This window comes from Halorubrum sp. Atlit-8R, from assembly GCF_003666025.1.
Taxonomy (GTDB): Archaea; Halobacteriota; Halobacteria; order Halobacteriales; family Haloferacaceae; genus Halorubrum; species Halorubrum salinarum.
In genome coordinates this window covers 130,861-147,194 of record NZ_QPLV01000003.1, presented here as the reverse complement: position 1 = coordinate 147,194, position 16,334 = coordinate 130,861, and the positions used below count along the sequence as shown (strand labels likewise).

16 protein-coding genes and 1 other RNA gene are annotated in these 16,334 nt (G+C 72.1%); 12 read left to right on the top strand and 5 right to left on the bottom strand.

Features of this window, described 5'->3' with window-relative positions:
- Positions 1-8: 8 nt before the first annotated feature.
- The gene (flaJ, locus tag DVK05_RS09380) at positions 9-1,745 is read left to right on the top strand and encodes an archaellar assembly protein FlaJ (protein ID WP_121563100.1); all 1,737 of its coding nucleotides are present in this window, start codon (positions 9-11) and stop codon (positions 1,743-1,745) included.
- Between the two features lie 28 nt (positions 1,746-1,773).
- On the opposite strand, the gene DVK05_RS09375 is transcribed toward flaJ, so the two are convergent.
- Complete coding sequence (locus DVK05_RS09375; RefSeq protein ID WP_121563099.1) at positions 1,774-2,712, bottom strand: NAD(P)-dependent oxidoreductase; 939 nt, start codon at positions 2,710-2,712, stop codon at positions 1,774-1,776.
- Between the two features lie 139 nt (positions 2,713-2,851).
- On the opposite strand from DVK05_RS09375, the gene htpX reads away from it, so the two are divergent.
- Positions 2,852-3,721, top strand: coding sequence for a zinc metalloprotease HtpX (gene htpX / locus DVK05_RS09370; protein ID WP_121563098.1), 870 nt, complete (start codon positions 2,852-2,854; stop codon positions 3,719-3,721).
- A gap of 498 nt (positions 3,722-4,219) precedes the next feature.
- On the opposite strand, the gene rnpB is transcribed toward htpX, so the two are convergent.
- Positions 4,220-4,582, bottom strand: an RNA gene (rnpB, locus tag DVK05_RS09365) — RNase P RNA component.
- A gap of 129 nt (positions 4,583-4,711) precedes the next feature.
- On the opposite strand from rnpB, the gene DVK05_RS09360 reads away from it, so the two are divergent.
- On the top strand, positions 4,712-5,314 hold the full coding sequence (locus tag DVK05_RS09360) for a TIGR00296 family protein (RefSeq protein ID WP_121563097.1): 603 nt from the start codon (positions 4,712-4,714) through the stop codon (positions 5,312-5,314).
- A 40-nt stretch (positions 5,315-5,354) separates the two neighbouring features.
- Here DVK05_RS09360 and DVK05_RS09355 read toward each other — a convergent pair whose 3' ends face one another.
- Together DVK05_RS09355 and DVK05_RS09350 are read right to left on the bottom strand one after the other, a co-directional pair.
- Entirely contained in the window at positions 5,355-6,512 is a 1,158-nt protein-coding gene (locus DVK05_RS09355; protein ID WP_121563096.1) for a nicotinate phosphoribosyltransferase, read from the bottom strand.
- Between the two features lie 115 nt (positions 6,513-6,627).
- Positions 6,628-8,379, bottom strand: coding sequence for an Hvo_1808 family surface protein (locus DVK05_RS09350; protein ID WP_121563095.1), 1,752 nt, complete (start codon positions 8,377-8,379; stop codon positions 6,628-6,630).
- Between the two features lie 183 nt (positions 8,380-8,562).
- On the opposite strand from DVK05_RS09350, the gene DVK05_RS09345 reads away from it, so the two are divergent.
- The 7 genes from DVK05_RS09345 to DVK05_RS09320 all read left to right on the top strand — a co-directional run bounded on the left by DVK05_RS09345 (position 8,563) and on the right by DVK05_RS09320 (position 13,941).
- Complete coding sequence (locus DVK05_RS09345; RefSeq protein ID WP_121563094.1) at positions 8,563-9,141, top strand: cysteine hydrolase family protein; 579 nt, start codon at positions 8,563-8,565, stop codon at positions 9,139-9,141.
- Between the two features lie 107 nt (positions 9,142-9,248).
- Positions 9,249-9,809 carry a hypothetical protein gene (locus DVK05_RS09340; RefSeq protein WP_121563093.1) on the top strand — a complete coding sequence of 187 codons (561 nt, stop codon included), beginning with the start codon at positions 9,249-9,251 and terminating at the stop codon, positions 9,807-9,809.
- A 98-nt stretch (positions 9,810-9,907) separates the two neighbouring features.
- Positions 9,908-10,039 carry an HVO_2523 family zinc finger protein gene (locus DVK05_RS17700; protein ID WP_255409708.1) on the top strand — a complete coding sequence of 44 codons (132 nt, stop codon included), beginning with the start codon at positions 9,908-9,910 and terminating at the stop codon, positions 10,037-10,039.
- A gap of 159 nt (positions 10,040-10,198) precedes the next feature.
- Positions 10,199-11,164 (top strand): phytoene/squalene synthase family protein, encoded by a 966-nt coding sequence (locus tag DVK05_RS09335; RefSeq protein ID WP_121563092.1) that lies wholly within the window; start codon positions 10,199-10,201, stop codon positions 11,162-11,164.
- A gap of 9 nt (positions 11,165-11,173) precedes the next feature.
- Positions 11,174-11,383 (top strand): hypothetical protein, encoded by a 210-nt coding sequence (locus tag DVK05_RS09330; RefSeq protein WP_053770479.1) that lies wholly within the window; start codon positions 11,174-11,176, stop codon positions 11,381-11,383.
- A 38-nt stretch (positions 11,384-11,421) separates the two neighbouring features.
- Complete coding sequence (hisD, locus tag DVK05_RS09325) at positions 11,422-12,699, top strand: histidinol dehydrogenase (RefSeq protein WP_121563091.1); 1,278 nt, start codon at positions 11,422-11,424, stop codon at positions 12,697-12,699.
- A gap of 93 nt (positions 12,700-12,792) precedes the next feature.
- Entirely contained in the window at positions 12,793-13,941 is a 1,149-nt protein-coding gene (locus tag DVK05_RS09320) for a mechanosensitive ion channel family protein (protein WP_233559359.1), read from the top strand.
- A 68-nt stretch (positions 13,942-14,009) separates the two neighbouring features.
- Here the strand turns inward: DVK05_RS09320 and DVK05_RS09315 are convergent, their stop codons facing one another.
- On the bottom strand, positions 14,010-15,464 hold the full coding sequence (locus tag DVK05_RS09315; RefSeq protein WP_121563090.1) for a hypothetical protein: 1,455 nt from the start codon (positions 15,462-15,464) through the stop codon (positions 14,010-14,012).
- Between the two features lie 138 nt (positions 15,465-15,602).
- On the opposite strand from DVK05_RS09315, the gene DVK05_RS09310 reads away from it, so the two are divergent.
- Together DVK05_RS09310 and DVK05_RS09305 are read left to right on the top strand one after the other, a co-directional pair.
- Positions 15,603-15,977, top strand: a complete 375-nt coding sequence (locus DVK05_RS09310; RefSeq protein WP_121563089.1) for an iron-sulfur cluster assembly accessory protein — start codon at positions 15,603-15,605, stop codon at positions 15,975-15,977.
- A gap of 75 nt (positions 15,978-16,052) precedes the next feature.
- Positions 16,053-16,298 (top strand): DUF5816 domain-containing protein, encoded by a 246-nt coding sequence (locus tag DVK05_RS09305; protein ID WP_121563088.1) that lies wholly within the window; start codon positions 16,053-16,055, stop codon positions 16,296-16,298.
- The last annotated feature ends 36 nt before the right edge of the window (positions 16,299-16,334 follow it).

The following is a 16,334-nucleotide window of genomic DNA, read 5'->3' as shown; positions in this document are numbered from 1 at the left end:
TCTAACCGATGGCGGTGAAGCAGTTCGGCGACGGGCTCGCGACGGCCGCGCAGCTCACCTCCGAGGTGATGGAGTCGTACGAGCAGCTCGACATCTCCAAGGGGAAGTACGTCGGCCTCGTGTTGCTGCCGGCCCTGTTCGTGTTCCTCGGCAGCGTCGTCGGTCTGGTCGCGCTCCCGCTCCCCTTCGCCGCCCGGGTGCCGATCCCGATGTTCGGCGGGCTCGTCCTGTTCGCGGCCGTCATCTACCCGAAGATCTACCTCTCCAGCCTGGAGACGAAGATCGACAACCAGCTGCACCTCGTGATGACGCACATGACGGTGCTGTCGACGACGAACATCGACCGGATGGAGGTGTTCCGGACGCTGGCCCAGGAGGAGGAGTACGGCGTCGCCGCCGAGGAGATCGGCCGCGTCGTCCACCTCGTCGACACGTGGAACCAGAGCCTCGACGACGCGTGTCGCCGCCGCGCGCAGGAGGTCCCCTCCGACGCGATGGCCGACTTCTTCGACCGCCTCGGCTACACGATGGGCGCGGGCCAGTCGTTAGAGGAGTTCCTCGTCTCCGAGCAGGACGTCATGCTCGCGCAGTACGAGACCCGCTACGAGTCCGCGCTCTCGAACCTGGAGGTGATGAAGGACCTGTACATGTCGATGATCCTCTCGATGACGTTCGCCTTGGTGTTCGCCGTCGTCCTGCCGATCCTCACCGGCAACAACCCGACCGCGACGGTGGCGGCCGTCATCGTCCTCTTCGTCTTCGTCCAGCTCGGCTTCTACGCGATGATCCGCGCGACGTCGCCGTACGACCCGATCTGGTACCACCCGGACGAGCGGGCGCCCGGCGACCTGAAGCTGTGGGCCTCGCTGATCGGCGGCGGCGGGCTCTCGCTGCTGCTCATCGGGATCACGGCCGCCGGGATGTTCGGGTTCGGTCCCGGGCTCCCCGGCCTCCTCTTCTTCCTCGACGACGTCCGGCTGCCTCTGTACCTCGCGGTCCCCATCTCGCCGCTGATCATCACCGGGGTCGTCCTCCGGCAGGAGGAACAGGCGATCACCGCCCGCGACGGGGAGTTCCCCTCGTTCGTGCGCGCGCTGGGCGCGACCGAGAGCGCGAAGCAGTCCACGACCACCGACGTGCTGACGACGCTGCGCGACAAGAACTTCGGCGAGCTCTCCGAGGCCATCGAGCGGCTCTACCGCCGGCTCAACATGCGGATCAGCACCGAGGGCGCCTGGCGGGCGTTCACGCGCGACACGCGCTCGTACCTCATCCAGAAGTTCTCCGAGATGTACCTCGTCGGCCGGCGGATGGGCGGGGACCCGAAGCTGCTCGGCGAGCTGATCTCGAAGAACATGAACGCCGTCAACCAGCTGCGCGAGCAGCGCCGGCAGGCGGCGATGACGTTCATCGGGCTGCTGTACGGGATCACCGCGGCCGCGACGTTCGCCTTCTTCATCGGGCTGGAGATCGTCGCCATCCTGGCCGACCTCACCGCCGACTTCGGGCTCGACCAGATGGACATCGGCCAGATCGTCTACCCCGGCGCCTACGACATCCCGCTCATCGAGTACCTCCTCCTGACGGTCGTGCTGTTCAACGCCGCGCTCTCCTCGCAGATGATCCGCCGGATCGACGGCGGCAACCCCGCGAACGGCTACATCCACTTCGTTCTCCTCACGTGGCTCGGCGCGGGCACCGCCATCGCGACGCGGACGCTCGTCAACGCGATCCTGTCGATCTGACCGCGGACGGGCTCTCCCTCGGGCCCGATCACTCCTCGAACAGCGTCGGCTCGGCGACCGCCGCGTCGGCCGCGTCGCGCCACGAACGCGACGGCGTCCACCCGAACAGCCGCGCCGCCTTCCCGATCGCGTAGGCGCCGCGGTCGTCGCCCTCGGCGAGCGCGTCCGCGTCGACCGCGCAGTCGTCCGGCACCCCGCCGTAGGACTCGCGCAACAGGTCGAGGAGGGGACGGCCGAGCGCGTTGTCGGCCGCCACGCAGTTGACCGCCTCGTGGGTCCCGGGGTCGACCGCCGGGTCGTCGCCGAGGAGGTCCGCGAGCGCGGCCGCGACGAGGTCGGCGACGTCGCGGACGTCGACGTACGACCAGAAGTTGCCGGCGCCCGCGTCGAGGTCGGTCACGTACTCGTCCGCGCGGCAGGCGTAGTCGCCGGGGTACTGGATCCACGACGGGCGGACGGAGACGGCGGAAACGTCGTGACGGCGCGCGGCCGCGCCCGCCGCCGCCTCCGCGGTCACCTTTGAAAGCCCGTAGGGGTCCTCCGGGCGGAGCGGGTGGGCCTCGGTGACCGGCAGCTCGTCCGGGAACGGGGTCGGATCGGCGAAGAAGAAGCCGTAGGCGCCGTCGCTGGAGGCCTGGACGACCGGGGCGTCGGCGCGGCCCGCGGCGTCGAGAACGTGTTTCGCGGCGAGCGCGTTCGTCTCGAACACCCGCCCCTCGGGGTGGGTGCCCGCGACGGGAATCGCCGCCCAGTGGACGACGGCGTCGGGGTCGACGGCGGCGACGACGTCGAGCGCCTGGTCGCGCTCGGCGAGGTCGGCCGCGCGGAACGAGACGTTCGGGGCCGGGTCGACGCCGAGCCCGGGGTGGTCGTAGTCGACGACGACGACCTCGTAGTCGCCCGCGAGCCGGTCGGCGACCCAGCGCCCGGAGGCGCCGCGGCCGCCGGTGACGAGGACTGTGTCCATGCGAACGCCTCGCGCAGCGGGGGCAAAAGCGCGTTGCTCGACGATTTCCCGGCGACGGCGTCCCGGTCCGAGGCGCCGGTCGGCACCCACGGCTTCCCGCTCCGGCAACCTTTAACGCGCAGAACGGTAACTTACGCGCATGGATTGGAAGACAGACTGGGGGTTGCGTGGACGGATGGCGTTCACGATGTTCCTCCTGTTCGCCCTCTACGTCGTGTTCGTCGGAGCCCTGACGGTGTACTTCGGCGACTTCCTGTTCCCGCTGATCATGCTCGGCGGGTTCTCGCTCGCGCAGTACTTCTTCAGCGACAAGCTCGCGCTGCGGAGCATGGGCGCCCGCGAGGTCGACCCCGACGAGTACCCCGACCTCCACCGGCGGATCGAGCGGCTGAGCCAGCAGGCCGACCTCCCGAAGCCGACGGTCGCGGTCGCGAACACCCGCGTCCCGAACGCCTTCGCGACCGGCCGGAACAAGAAGAACGCGACCGTCGCGGTGACGACCGGGCTCTTGGAGAGCCTCGACGAGGACGAGCTGGACGGCGTGCTCGCCCACGAGCTCGCCCACGTGAAGAACCGCGACGTGATGGTGATGACCATCGCGTCGTTCCTCTCCACCATCGCCTTCTTCATCGTGCGGTGGGGGTGGCTGTTCAGCGGCGACAACCGGCAGGGCGCGCCCGTCATCGTCGCGATCCTCGTGTCGCTTCTGGTGTGGGTGGTCTCGTTCCTGCTCATCCGCGCGCTCTCGCGCTACCGCGAGTACTCCGCCGACCGCGGCGCGGCGCTCATCACCGGGAAGCCCGGCGCGCTCGCCTCCGCGCTGATGACAATCGACGGCCGGATGGACAAGGTGCCCAAGGAGGACCTCCGCGAGGAGGCGGAGATGAACGCGTTCTTCATCATCCCGATCAAGGCCGGCTTCGTCGGGAAGATCGCCTCCACGCACCCCTCGACGGAGAACCGCATCGAGAAGCTCCGCGAGCTGGAAAAGGAGATGGAGACGGCCTGATACTGGTCTGAGTCGGAATTTTCGATTGGTTATTTATAAGCTGCTGAGAGTGGGTAGGTGACGAACACCACCGAAGTCTTAGCCGCTTATTTATAAGACGTTGCGGGCAGGTCGGCGACGAACACCGCCAAAGCCCCAGACGCTCGCTTATAAATAGTCGACCGTAAATCGACGGCGGACACCGCCAAAGCCCCAGCCGCGAGGACTCGCGCGCCTCGTTGCGCGCTTCAGTCGCTCGCGATGCTCGCTCCTTCCAGTGCTTACGTCAGCGGGCTTCGTCCTCGCGGCTGCCCCTTTGAGTCCCGCCCCGCACGGCACCGCAGCCTCACGCCTCCCCAACCTCGCGGTTCGCTCGGGCTCCCTCCGGTCGCCCGTCGCTCACCGCGTCCCTCGCGCGTGCTCCTCGCGGCCGCCCCCGGCGGCCGCTCGCAGGCACGCGCCGCCGCAGTTCATTTATAACCAATCGCGCGACAGTCGCGCCGCTGGTCGGTGCGAGCGGACTGAGGGGAGTAAGCCCCCTTCGGTTCGTCCCGACATTCGGCTGAGCGTCCGCGCCGCGGCCGGACTACCTTGTGGCGCGGACTTGCACCGGCGAGGATTCGCCGTTCCATCCGTTCCCGCCCGTCGGCCCTCGTCGGGTTAACTCCCTTCCCTTGCGGGTCGGTTCGCGCGTTCGCGGGTGACCCCGCGAACGCCGTCGGTCGCCGAGGCGACCGCACGCGACTCATCGGTCGGGGCGGGGGGTGTCGTTGCTGTTCCAGAGCCAGCCGTCTCCGACTCCGGGCGTGTGCCCGGTCGCCTGTCCGGCCGGTGGGGGGACTTTCCTCATGCCGAGGGCACGGGAGTCGGGCTCCCTCTGTCCGGTTCGCCGTTTCTCCCGCCGGCGAATAAGCGGTTCGGTCGGGCGCCTCTCGGGCGAGACGCCGCGAGCGCCGCGCGAGCGGTGCCACAAGGGAAGCGTTCAAGTCGTCAGCAACGTAATGGACTCTCATGTCCGAGGCCCAGACCGTTCAGCTGTCGTACGACGACGGTGCACGAGCGGTCGAACTCGCGCGGGAGGCGGTCGAGTCGTTCGTCCGACACGGGCAACGCGAACAGCCCGGTAGCATGCGAGAGGCGTTCTACGCCCGCACGGGCGCTTTCGTTCGGCTCCAGTCGACGCGGGGCCGCGGCCGCCTCCGCGGCTGCGCCGGCGCGTGGGACACCTCAGACCAGCTCGGTCACGCGATCGTCGAGGCCGCCATCAAGGCGGCGTCCGACGACTCCTGCGGCTCCGAGGTGGAGCCGAAGGAGCTCGACAACATCACCGTCTCGGTGTTCGTCGTCTCGAACACCGTCCTCACGAACGACCCCGCCGAGGACCTCGAAATCGGCACGCACGGCGTCGCCGTCGACAGCGGCAACGCCCACGGCTGGCTCTACCCGACGGTCCCCGTCGAGAACGGCTGGTCGGCCGCGGAGTTCCTCTCGCGCACCTGCCGGAAGGCGAAGCTCTCGCCGACCGCGTGGCAGGAGGAGGACACGATGGTGACGCTCATCGAGGGCCAGGTCTTCCGAGAGCGCGCCGACGGCGGCGCCGTCGAGGAGCTGTAGCCCGCGACCCGCCCGCGTTTTCTCCGTCTCGCCGCCCGCGTCAGTCCGCCCCGTAGCCGACGGCCTCCGCGTCCGCGAGCGCCCGCTCCGCGGCCGCCGAGAGGTCGAACGCGTCGCCCGCGACCACCTCGCCGTCGCGGATCACGGGCTCCATGAGCGCCTCGGCGTCCGCCGGTCCCGAGCGGTCCGCCAGCCCGACGGCGTGGCCGCCGTCGTCGGTGCGGTAGACGGCCTTCGCGCCCGAGAGCTTCCCGCGCTTGGCCGCCGGCTCGCCGTCGACGGCGACGAGGTCGAGCGCGAAGTCGACGGGGTCCGCGTTGGAGACGTAGCCGCCGACGCCGAACCCGTCGACGACGTCGCGCAGGTCGCGGAGGTCCGCCGGCCCGAGACCGCCGGAGACGTACACGTCCACGTCGCCGTGGCCGCGCGCGTCGAGTTCCCACTGTACCTCGCGGACGATGTGTCTGAAGTCGCCGCGCCGGGAGCCGGTCGTGTCGAGGCGGACGCCGTCGAGGTCGTCGCCCAGCGTCTCCACGGCGCGGAGGACCTCGTCGACCTCGTCGGAGTAGGTGTCACACAGCGCGATCCGGGGCGCGTCCGCCGGGACGCCCTCGTCGTAGGCGCGCCAGGCGGCCTCCTGCTCGCCCCGCCCGAAGCAGATGGCGAGCGCGTGCGGCATCGTCCCCGAGGCCTCCCGGCCGAGCAGGTCGCCGGCGGCGACGTGCGAGAAGCCGTCGAACCCGGCCGCCAGCGCGGAGCGCTCGACCGCCGCCGTCATCGCGGGGTGGACGTGGCGCGCGCCGAACGAGAGGATCTGCGAGTCGGGCGCGGCGACCCGGCAGTCCAGCGCCGCGGTCGCCATCCCGGAGGCGTGCGAGAGGAAGCCCAGGAGCGACGTCTCCAGCCGCGCGAACGCCAGGTACGGCCCCTCGATCCGCATCACCGGGCCCCCGTCGAACAGCCGCCCCTCGGGGACCGCGTCGACGTCCACGTTGCGGCCCGCGAGCAGCTCGACGGCGTCGCCGAGGCCCGCGAACAGCTCGAACTCCCCGTCCGGGAACTGGTCCGCGGTCACCTCGGCGACCACGCGGGGGTTCCGGCCGGCCGCCTCCAGCGCCGCCTCGGTCCGCTCGAAGTACGCGTCGGTCGCGCGCCCCTCGCGGATCGCGGCCGCGTCGACGATGTCGAACTCGCTCATACGCCTCGGTTCGGCCGCCGGGACGAAAAGCCACCCGTGTCGCGGCGGCCGCGGACCGCGCGGTCGTCGGGACCGTCGCCGGGGCCGCACTCGTCGGCGCGCTGCGCGCGCCGGGCTACGTCGACCGTCGCGCGGCCAGCCCGAGCGCGGCCGCGAGGGCGACGAGCGCCGCCGCGACGCCGAAGCCGGGGGTGCTGTCGCTCGTGTCGCCGCCCCCTCCGTCCGCGCCGTCGCCGCCGTCCGCGTCGCCGCTCCCGTCGCCGCCGTCGCTGCTGTTGCCGTCGTCGCCGTCGGTGCCGTCTGAGCCGTCGCCGTCGCTCCCGTCCGCGCCGTCGGTGCCGTCGGCGTCCGGGAGCGTCAGGTCGGCGTCCGGCCGGAGTTCGAGGACGCCCTCCGGCGAGGGCGCGTGGGTTATCGTCACGCTCGTCCCGTCGCGCTCGACGCCGTACGCGCCGGGGAAGTCGCTCTCCTCGCCGATCTCGTAGACGGTCCCGTCGGCGTACTCGGCCTCGCCGTGCGCGGTCAGCATCCGCACGTAGGCGTCGCGGAACGCCTCGGCGTCGTCTGCGGTCTGCCACTCGGTCGCCCAGACGTAGCCGTCCCGGTCGCCGTTCCGGTAGGGGTACAGCTCGTCGTCGGCCCAGCCGTCCGTCACGGGGTGGGCGTAGTTGTACACCGCCCGCGACTCGAGCTGGGCCTCCGTGTCGAGGTGGATCTGGACGTTCTGCTGGACGGTCGCGTCGGGCTCCAACACGGCGTGGCGGTACTCCAAGCTCTGGTACCAGAACATGACGAACATCGACGCCTCGCCCGCGGTCTCCGCGCCGTCGACGCCCTGGTCCGGGTAGGTCTCCCACCCGCCGGTCGCGGCGTCCTCGAACGTGATGTTCCCCTCCTCGTAGTCGGGGTTGCGGTGGATGACCTCCGCCGTCGACGCCGGCGGGTCGTTCATCGTCTCGTTGACGGCCGCCCACCCGCCCTCGTCGCGGAGCTCGCGGACGTACAGCGCGCCGTCCCCGTACGGCTGGAGGACGGTCTGGAGGATGCCGAAGTTGAAGTCGGCGCCGCCGCCCCCGCCGCCGTCGCTCTCGGGCGGCTCGGCGCAGGTCCAGTTGTCGGCGCAGCGGGCGGCGTACCGCTCCTCGACGTGGACCGCCTCCCCCTCGACGATCCCGTCGACCGCGAGGTCGCCGTCCTGGGTCGCGCCGACGTAGCGCGGGTCGGTGAGGTCGTGGTACTGGTCTTGCATCGCGTGGAGCAGCTCGTGCGCGAGCGTCGAGGGGTCGATGTCGGGCGACTCGCCGTCGGGGACGACGATGACGATCCGGTCCTGCGAGGGCGAGTAGAAGCCGGAGACCGCGCCGCCGAACACCGAGTCGATCTCGCTGTTGGCGTTCGTGTCGTCGCCGACGACGAACAGCGCCTCCCACACCTGGTCGTTCCAGCGGCGGAACGCCGCGGACCCGTTGCCGCTCGCGGTGTCGTTGACGTACTCGCTCCGAGTGACTGTCTCGACCGGCACGTCCTCCTTGAACGGGCGTTGCCGGACGTGTTCGACCCGGGCCATCGTGAGGTCGGTCAGCGCCGACAGCTGGGACTCGTTGAGCCCGTCAGTCTCCGCGAAGTCGACCGACTCCTCGTAGTGGGTCCCGTTCCAGCAGCCCACCAGGTCGGGGCCGTCGCCGGGACCGCACTCGTCGGCGGACGCGGAGGGCGCTGCGCCCGGCGCCGTCGGCCCGGTGCCGGACGCGGCGGGGACCGCGCCGGCGTCGGGAGCGGCGGCGACGCCGGCGGTGAACGCGACACAGAGGACGGCGACCGCGGCGACGGCGGCGGCCGCGGTCGAGAGGGTGAGAACCCGTCGCATACGAATCGTATCGGACGCCCCGGTAAGTAGTTTGTCGGTTCCTTCGGCGCCGCGGCCGGCGGATTTTTCCGTCCGATCTGGCGGTCCGCGGACGCCCCGTCGCGGCGTTCCCGCCGTCGTCGTGGGAACCCGGCGGTCGCGAGGGGGACGACGGTTTTTGTCCGCCGCGCGGTAACCGGCGGTATGGCGTTCGATCCGACAGCAACCGCGGTGGTCGTCGTGGACATGCAAAACGGGTTCTGTCACCCCGACGGGAGCCTCTACGCCGAGCCGAGCGAGGCCGCGATCGAGCCGGTGACGGCGCTCGTGGACCGCGCCCGCGAGGCCGGCGCGTCCGTCGTCTACACCCGCGACGTCCACCCGCCCGAGCAGTTCGACGAGACCCACTACTACGACGAGTTCGACCGGTGGGGCGAACACGTCGTCGAGGGGTCGTGGGACGCCGAACTCGTCGACGACCTCGACGTGCGCGACGGGGACCACGTCGTCGAGAAGCACACCTACGACGCCTTCTACCGGACCGACCTAGAGGGGTACCTCGACGCGCACGGCGTCGACGACCTGCTGATCTGCGGCACGCTCGCGAACGTCTGCGTCCTCCACACCGCCGGCAGCGCCGGGCTCCGGGACTACCGCCCGGTCGTGGTCGAGGACGCGCTCGGGTACATCACCGAGGAGCACCGCGAGTACGCCGTCGACCACGCCGACTGGCTGTTCGGCGAGACGACGACCCGCGACGCGGTCGCGTTCGCGTCGGGGTAGTCGCGCGTCCCCGACCTCCACCGACGGCGAACGTTCCGGATTTCCGTAATTATCGCGCGCGGAAATCGGCGTGTAACGCTTTTCACCGCCGGCCGGAACCGGGAGGTATGGACATCTCTCGACGGGGCGTGCTCGGGGGCCTCGGCGCGGTCTGCGCGGTCGGCGCCGTCGGCTTCGCGGGCGCGGCGACGGTGACCGACGGCGCGGCGGTCGACGGCCTCGGCGGCATCGGCGGCGACGGCCCGGCGGCGACGGGCGACGGGACGGACGAGGAGGCGGCGCCGCAGTCGGCCGCCGTCGACCCCGAGGCGCCGTTCGAGGCGCGGCTGACCGGCGACGACGGCACCGACGCGCTGCTGTTCGACGCGAGCGACCTCGACGTGGTCAAGGGCGTCTTCGCGAGGGACGGCGAGTTCCTCGTCCAGGTCGTGCTCTCCGAGGCGGGCGTCGACTCGTTCCGGAGCCGCCTCGACGGGGCCGGCGCGACCGACGACCCGGCCGCGTTCGTGGTGTCGATGACGCTCGACGGGACCGAGGTGCGCCGCGTCGAACTCGACCGGGAGACGGTCGACGCGCTCACGGGCTCCGAGTGGGGGGGCGTGCTGACGCTCCCGTTCGGGCAGGAGTCGGTCGCCCGGTCGGTGTACGACCGACTGGCCGACGACTGACCAGTCAGGTTCGGCGCGGCCGCGACCCCGCCGCGACCCGCCGCTCGCCGACGGTTCCGGTGGGGTAGCGTTTTGTCGCTCGCCCCCGTGTTCCCGCCGTGAGCGACGACCCGGCGAACGACGGCGGCCGCCCGTGTCCGGTCTGCGAGACACCGATGTACCACCGACACTGTAAGTACGTCTGTCCGGCTCACGGCGTCGTCTACGACTGTAGCGACACCTTCTACTGACCCGACGTGCGATTCGCTCGCCGCCTCGGTCGGCGGACGCGACGGGGACGCTCGGGATCCAAACTGTGTCGTGCGAACTGTTATGTTCTTGGAGGCCGACTTTTCTGCTATGATGGGCGACCCGTACGCGACCCTCCTTGCCGACCGCTCGGGGTCAGCATGGTAGAGCAAACACAGGTTGCCCGGAGCAAGCGGATCCAGCGCCGCACCGGGAAGACGTTCCACGTCGCCACCCGGCTGCTGCCCCAGCGGATCCGCCACCCGACGTACGTGCTGTACGGGTTCTTCCGCATCGCCGACGAGGTCGTCGACGCCGAGGACACCGGACCGCCCGCCGAACAGCGGGCCGAACTCGACCGCCTCCGAGCGGCCGCGCTCGGCGAGGAGCCGACCGACGACCCCGTGTTGGAGGCGTTCGCCGAGGTGGTCGAGCGCAACGACATCCCCGACGAGGACGTCCACTCGTTCGTGGACGCGATGGAGAGCGACATCGATACCGACCGCTACGAGACGTACGCCGACCTGGAGGCGTACATGGACGGCTCCGCGGCCGCCGTCGGCCGGATGATGACGGCGATCATGGACCTCGACCCGGAGGAGGAGGCCGAGGCGCTCCCGCACGCGACGAAGCTCGGGGAGGCGTTCCAGATGACGAACTTCCTCCGCGACGTCCGCGAGGACGTGGTCGAGCGCGACCGCATCTACCTCCCATTAGAGACCCTCCGCCGCCACGGCGTGAGCGAGGACCAGATCCTCGACCTGGAGTTCGACGAGGACGTCGCGGCCGCGATCCGTGAGGAGATGGCCCGCACCGAGCGGCTCTACGAGGAGGGCGTCGCGGGGATCAAGTACCTCCCCGAGGACTGCCAGCTGGCGGTGCTGCTCGCGGCGGTGCTGTACGTCGACCACCACCGGCTCATCCGGAACCGCGGCTACGACACCGTCTCGGCCACTCCGGAGCTGTCGCTCACCCGGAAGCTGTCGCTGCTCGTCCGCACGCGCTGGAAGTGGCAGTGGAACCGCGACCCGGAGGCGGTGTTCTACGACATGTGTACCGACTTCGACCCCGCCCGCGAGTCCCACGGACACGGCCCGCACGGGGCGGGCGTCCCGCAGACGGACTGAGCGGCCCGCATGGACCGCTCCCGGTTCGTCTCGCTCGCGTTCGCCGCGTTCGGACTCGTGTTCGTCTCCTTCCTCCTCCGCGGGACGACGCGGCTGGTCGCGCCCTACGAGGTCGCGGTCGCGGTGTCGGCCCCCGTCCTCTTCGCGGCGGCCGCGCTCCTGGCCGCCCTCCTCGTCCTCGCCGTCCTCGACGTGACCGGGATCCGGCGGCTGGGGTGAGTCGGAACGCCCTTGCCCCGCCGTCCCCGACGACCGGTATGGACGTACGAACCGTCGCGGACCTCTCGCCGGCCGAGCGGCGCGCCTTCTTCGAGCGCGACGCCGGCGTCGAGGGGGTCCGCGAAGACGTGCGGGAGATCGTCGGGCGGGTCCGCGAGGAGGGCGACGTCGCGGTCCGCGAGTTCGCGGAGGAGTTCGACGGCGTCGCCGTCGGGAACATCGACGTCACCGACGACGCGGCGCGGGCGCACGAGGAGCTGGCCGACGCGGGCGACCCGGTCCTCGACGCGGTCCGGGAGGCGGCCGCGAACGTCCGCGAGTTCCACGAGCGGCAGCGCCCGGCGGACTGGCGCGACGACTTCGGCGGCCGCGAGCTCGGCCGCCGCTTCCGCCCGATCGACCGCGTCGGCGTGTACGTGCCCGGCGGCGCGGCCGCGTACCCCTCCAGCGCGCTGATGGGGATCGTCCCGGCGGTCGTCGCCGGCGTCGACCACGTCGCGGTCGCGACGCCGCCGGCCGAGGAGCTCAACCCCGTCACCCTCGCGGCGATCCACGAGGCCGGCGCCGACGCGGTGTACCAGGTCGGCGGCGCGCAGGCGATCGGCGCGCTCGCGTACGGGACGGAGACGGTGACGCGGGTCCAGAAGGTCGTCGGACCGGGGAACAAGTGGGTCACCGCCGCCAAGTCGATCGTCCAGGGCGACGTGGGGATCGACTTCCTCGCCGGCCCGAGCGAGGTGCTCGTCCTCGCCGACGGGACGGCCGACCCCGACCTCGTCGCGGCCGACCTCGTCGCGCAGGCCGAGCACGACCCGAACGCCTCGGTCGTCGCCGTCACCGACGACGCCGACCTCGCCGCGGCGGTCGCCGACGCGGTCGACGCGCAGGCCGCCGAGCGCGACCGCGAGGAGACGATCCGGGCCGCGCTCGACAACGAGGCCTCCGGGGTCCTCCACGCGCGCTCGATGCCCGAGGCGGTCCTCTTCGCCGAGGAGTACGCGGCCGAGCACCTCTCGATCGTCGCGGACGACGACGAGGCGCTCTTGGACCGGATCACCAACGCCGGCTCCGTCTTCCTCGGTCCGTACTCCCCCGTCGCGGCCGGGGACTACGCGGCCGGGACGAACCACGTGCTGCCGACGAACGGCGGCGCGAAGCGGTACGGCGGACTCTCGGTCGACACCTTCCTGCGGTCCTCGACCGTCCAGCGGCTCGACCGCGACGCCCTCGACGACCTCTCCGAGACGGTCACGACGCTCGCCGACGCCGAGGGGCTGGAGGCGCACGCGGAAAGCGTGCGGAAGCGGTTCGAGTAGCGCCCGGGCCGGCCGGCTCGGTCGGTCTCGACGCCGATAGACGCCGGCGGCGGCGCAGAAACGGTTATCTCGCGCTGTCGCGTCCCGGGTGACATGATACCGTCGCTCGGGACGCTGTTCGAGGGGTTCACGGCGGTGGAGGCGACGGTCGCCGTCCTCCTCGTCTCGGTCGTCGCCGCCCTGGGGATGGAGTTCGTCGTCCTCCGCGTCGCCCGGCGGTACGTCTCGACGACGGACACCGGCTACGACGACATCGTCATCGCCTCGCTGCGGGCGCCGCTCGTCGTCACCGCGGCGCTCGCGGGGGTGTTCGTGCTCACGCAGGTCCCCGCGGTGCGCGCCTCGGTGCTCGTGGAGCCGGAGTTGCTCGACGCCGTCTTCGGGCGCCCGTCGCTGTCGGTGATCGTCCTCGTCTGGGCGTACGCGGCCAACGCGGTCGTGAACCGGGTCGTCGCCGCGGTCAACGCGGAGGGCGGGCGGTTCGACTTCGCGCCCGTCTTCTCGAACGTCTGGACGCTCGCGGTGCTGGTCGGGAGCGTCGGCACCCTGCTGTGGCTGTGGGGCATCGAGATCACGCCGCTGCTCGGCGCCGCGGGCGTCGCCGGCATCGCCGTCGGCTTCGCGGCGAAGGACACGGTGGCGAACTTCTTCGGCGGGATCGCGCTGTACTTCGACGACACGTACAAGATCGGCGACTTCATCGTCTTAGACGACGGCACCGCCGGGACCGTGATCAAGGTCGGCGTGCGGTCGACGACGCTGCTCACCCGCGACGAGGTGCTGGTGACGGTGCCGAACGCGACGCTCAACGCCTCGAAGGTGACGAACGAGTCGGCGCCGCAGCGCCGCCGCCGCGTGCGGGTCCCGATCGGCGTCGCCTACGGGACCGACGTGGACGCCTTCGAGGCGCTGGCGATCGAGGTCGTGGAGGCGGAGCCGCTCGTCCTCGACTCCCCGAAGCCGCGGGCGCGCTTCCGCTCGTTCGGGGACTCGGCGCTCCAGTACGAGATCCTCTGCTGGGTGAACGGCCCGACGCGGCGCCGCCGCGCGCAGCACGAACTCAACCGCGCCCTGTACGTGGCGCTCGGGGAGGCAGACATCGAGATCCCGTACCCGAAGCGGGACGTGACGATCGCGGGGACCGCCGGAGCGGAGCCGCCGGGCGCCGGGACGGAGCGGGTGCCCGCGTCGCCGACGCCCGAGGCGGAGCCGGCCGAGCGACGGGCCGGCGACGGCGACTGAGCGTCGGGCCGGCGCAGGGCCGGCGCAGGCCACGCCGCCGTCAACTGAGCGTCAGGGCGCGTCGACGGTCACGCCGACGCGTCGCCGGCGTCGCCGTCGGAAGCGACCTCCCAGTACCACGACGGCGGGACCGCGACGGTGTCGCCGAGCCGGCCGTACCGGAACGCGACCCGGACGCGCTCGCCGGTCGGCACGTGGACGTACGTCGCCGACAGTTCGACGACGAGCCCGTCGGCGGTGACGAACGCGACCGCCCGGAAGTCGTCGGCCTCGTCGCCGAGCGCGCGCGGCTCGCCGCGCACCTCGATCCGGTACAGCGGGACCGCGGTGGCGGCCGCCCCGACCGTCGACTCGCTCCCGTTCAGGAACCGGCGGATCGGCTCCGCGGCGGCCCCTCCGACGAGCGCCGTCGCGTTCGGCGCCGCGGCGGGGTCGAGGCGGCGGGTCTCGACGCCGGACGCCCCCGCGGCCCGCTCGTAGACGGCGTCGCCGTCGGCGTACACCTCGACGGTGCCCTCGCGGATCGCGTCCCCGATCGAGGCGTTCGCCGAGGCGGTGAGCCGGTACCGGCGCTCGGACGCGACCGCGAGTTCGACGCCGCCGTCGCCCGCGATGCCCACGCGGTCGCCGGTCCCCCCGTCGAGGGCGGTCGCGTTCGCGGGGCCCGAGGCGACGAGGAGGAGGGTCGCGGACGAGAGGTTCGCCGCGGCGGCGACGTGGGCGTCGGCGAGCGCGTCCGCGTCGTACACGCCGGTCAGGAAGGCGCCGGGCGGCGTCCTGGCGGTCGAGCCGACCGTCCCCGTGAGGCCGTCCTCGTCGAGCCCGAGCGACGCCGCGTCGTCGAGCGTCGACACGGCGCGCTCCGCCGACTCCGGCGTTCCGATCGCGGCCGCGGCGGCCGCGTACTCCCCGTCGGCCGGCGGCGAGGGAGCGGTCGGCTCCGCGCCGTCGCTCGCGGGCCCGAGTCCGGGGATTCCGGCGAGCGCCGGCGCTCCGCCGGCGGCGAGGACCGCGAGGGTCGCCACAAGCAGCGCGGCGGCCGCGACGGCGAGGAGGGCGCTCCGGTCGTCGGCCGCCGCCCGTCGGACCCGCGCGAGGCGACCGCGGACGCCCTCGCGGCCGCCGTCGTCGGCCGACGCGGCGGTCGCGAGGGAGATGCCGAACCGCTCGCGGAACAGGCGGTCCGCCGCGTCCCGGTCGAGCCCGTAGAGGAGCCGCTCGCGGAGGTCGGCCGGGGAGACGTACGTCGCGCCGACCGCCTCGGCCCGCCGACGCGGCGAGGCGGAGAGCACCCGTCGCGCCCCGTCGCCGACGACGGCGTCGGCGTCGGCCGGGACGGGCGTCCCGACCGCGACGCGCCGCTCCCGGCCGCCGCGTCGGACGACGACGACGTTCGACTCGTCCGCCCGGTCGACCCGCTCCCAGCCGCGAGCGGTCCACAGCGCGGCGACGAACTCGCGGCGCTCGGCGCCGGAGAGCGACCGGTATCGCCGGGCGAACTCCGCCTCTGACGGGGCGTTCACGGGCTCAGTACGCGTCCGAGCTACACAAACGTACCGCGCACGGTCGGCCCGGCCGGGACGCGGAACGTAACCGTCAGCGACAACGGGCCGCGGGATTCCGCCGGCAGGGTTTTCCCCGTGCGAACGGAATCGGGTGGTATGAGTACCGAACCGGCCGACACCGGGACCGAGGGGAACGACCCGGCGATCGAGGTGACCTCGGACGCCGCCGAGGAGGCCCTCTCGCTGCTCGAAGGCGAGGGGCTCGACACCGACGTCGCCGGGCTGCGGCTGTTCGTCCAGCAGGGCGGCTGCGCGGGGCTGTCGTACGGGATGCGCTTCGACACGGAGCCGGAGGAAGACGACCTCGTCGTGGAGCACCACGGCCTCCGGGTGTTCGTCGACCCCGCGAGCAAGAACTACATCGGCGGGAGCACGCTCGACTACGAGCACGGCCTCCAGGCCGCCGGCTTCGAGGTCGAGAACCCGAACGTCGTCTCCGAGTGCGGCTGCGGCGAGTCCTTCCGGACGTAGCGCGCGCTTCGATTCCCCGTTCCTCCCCGTCTCGCGAGTCCCCCGCTTAAGTCGCTCCGCCGGGTAGCGGGAGCCATGACCCTGGAAGCGACGACGACGCCGAGCGGCGAGCGGGTGTACACCGACCGGTCGCGGACCGAGCGCGGCGCGGACGGGCCCTTCTACCTCGTGTTCGCGGACGAGGCGGGCGAGTCCCGCTGGGGGTTCCGCTGCGGCAACTGCGAGTCGTTCGACACCGCGATGGACACGATGGGCCGGATCCAGTGTACCGAGTGCGGCAACCTCCGGAAGCCGGACGAGTGGGACGCGGCCCACGAGTGAGGCGGCAGGCGAGTCGTCGTCAGCGGCCACGGGATC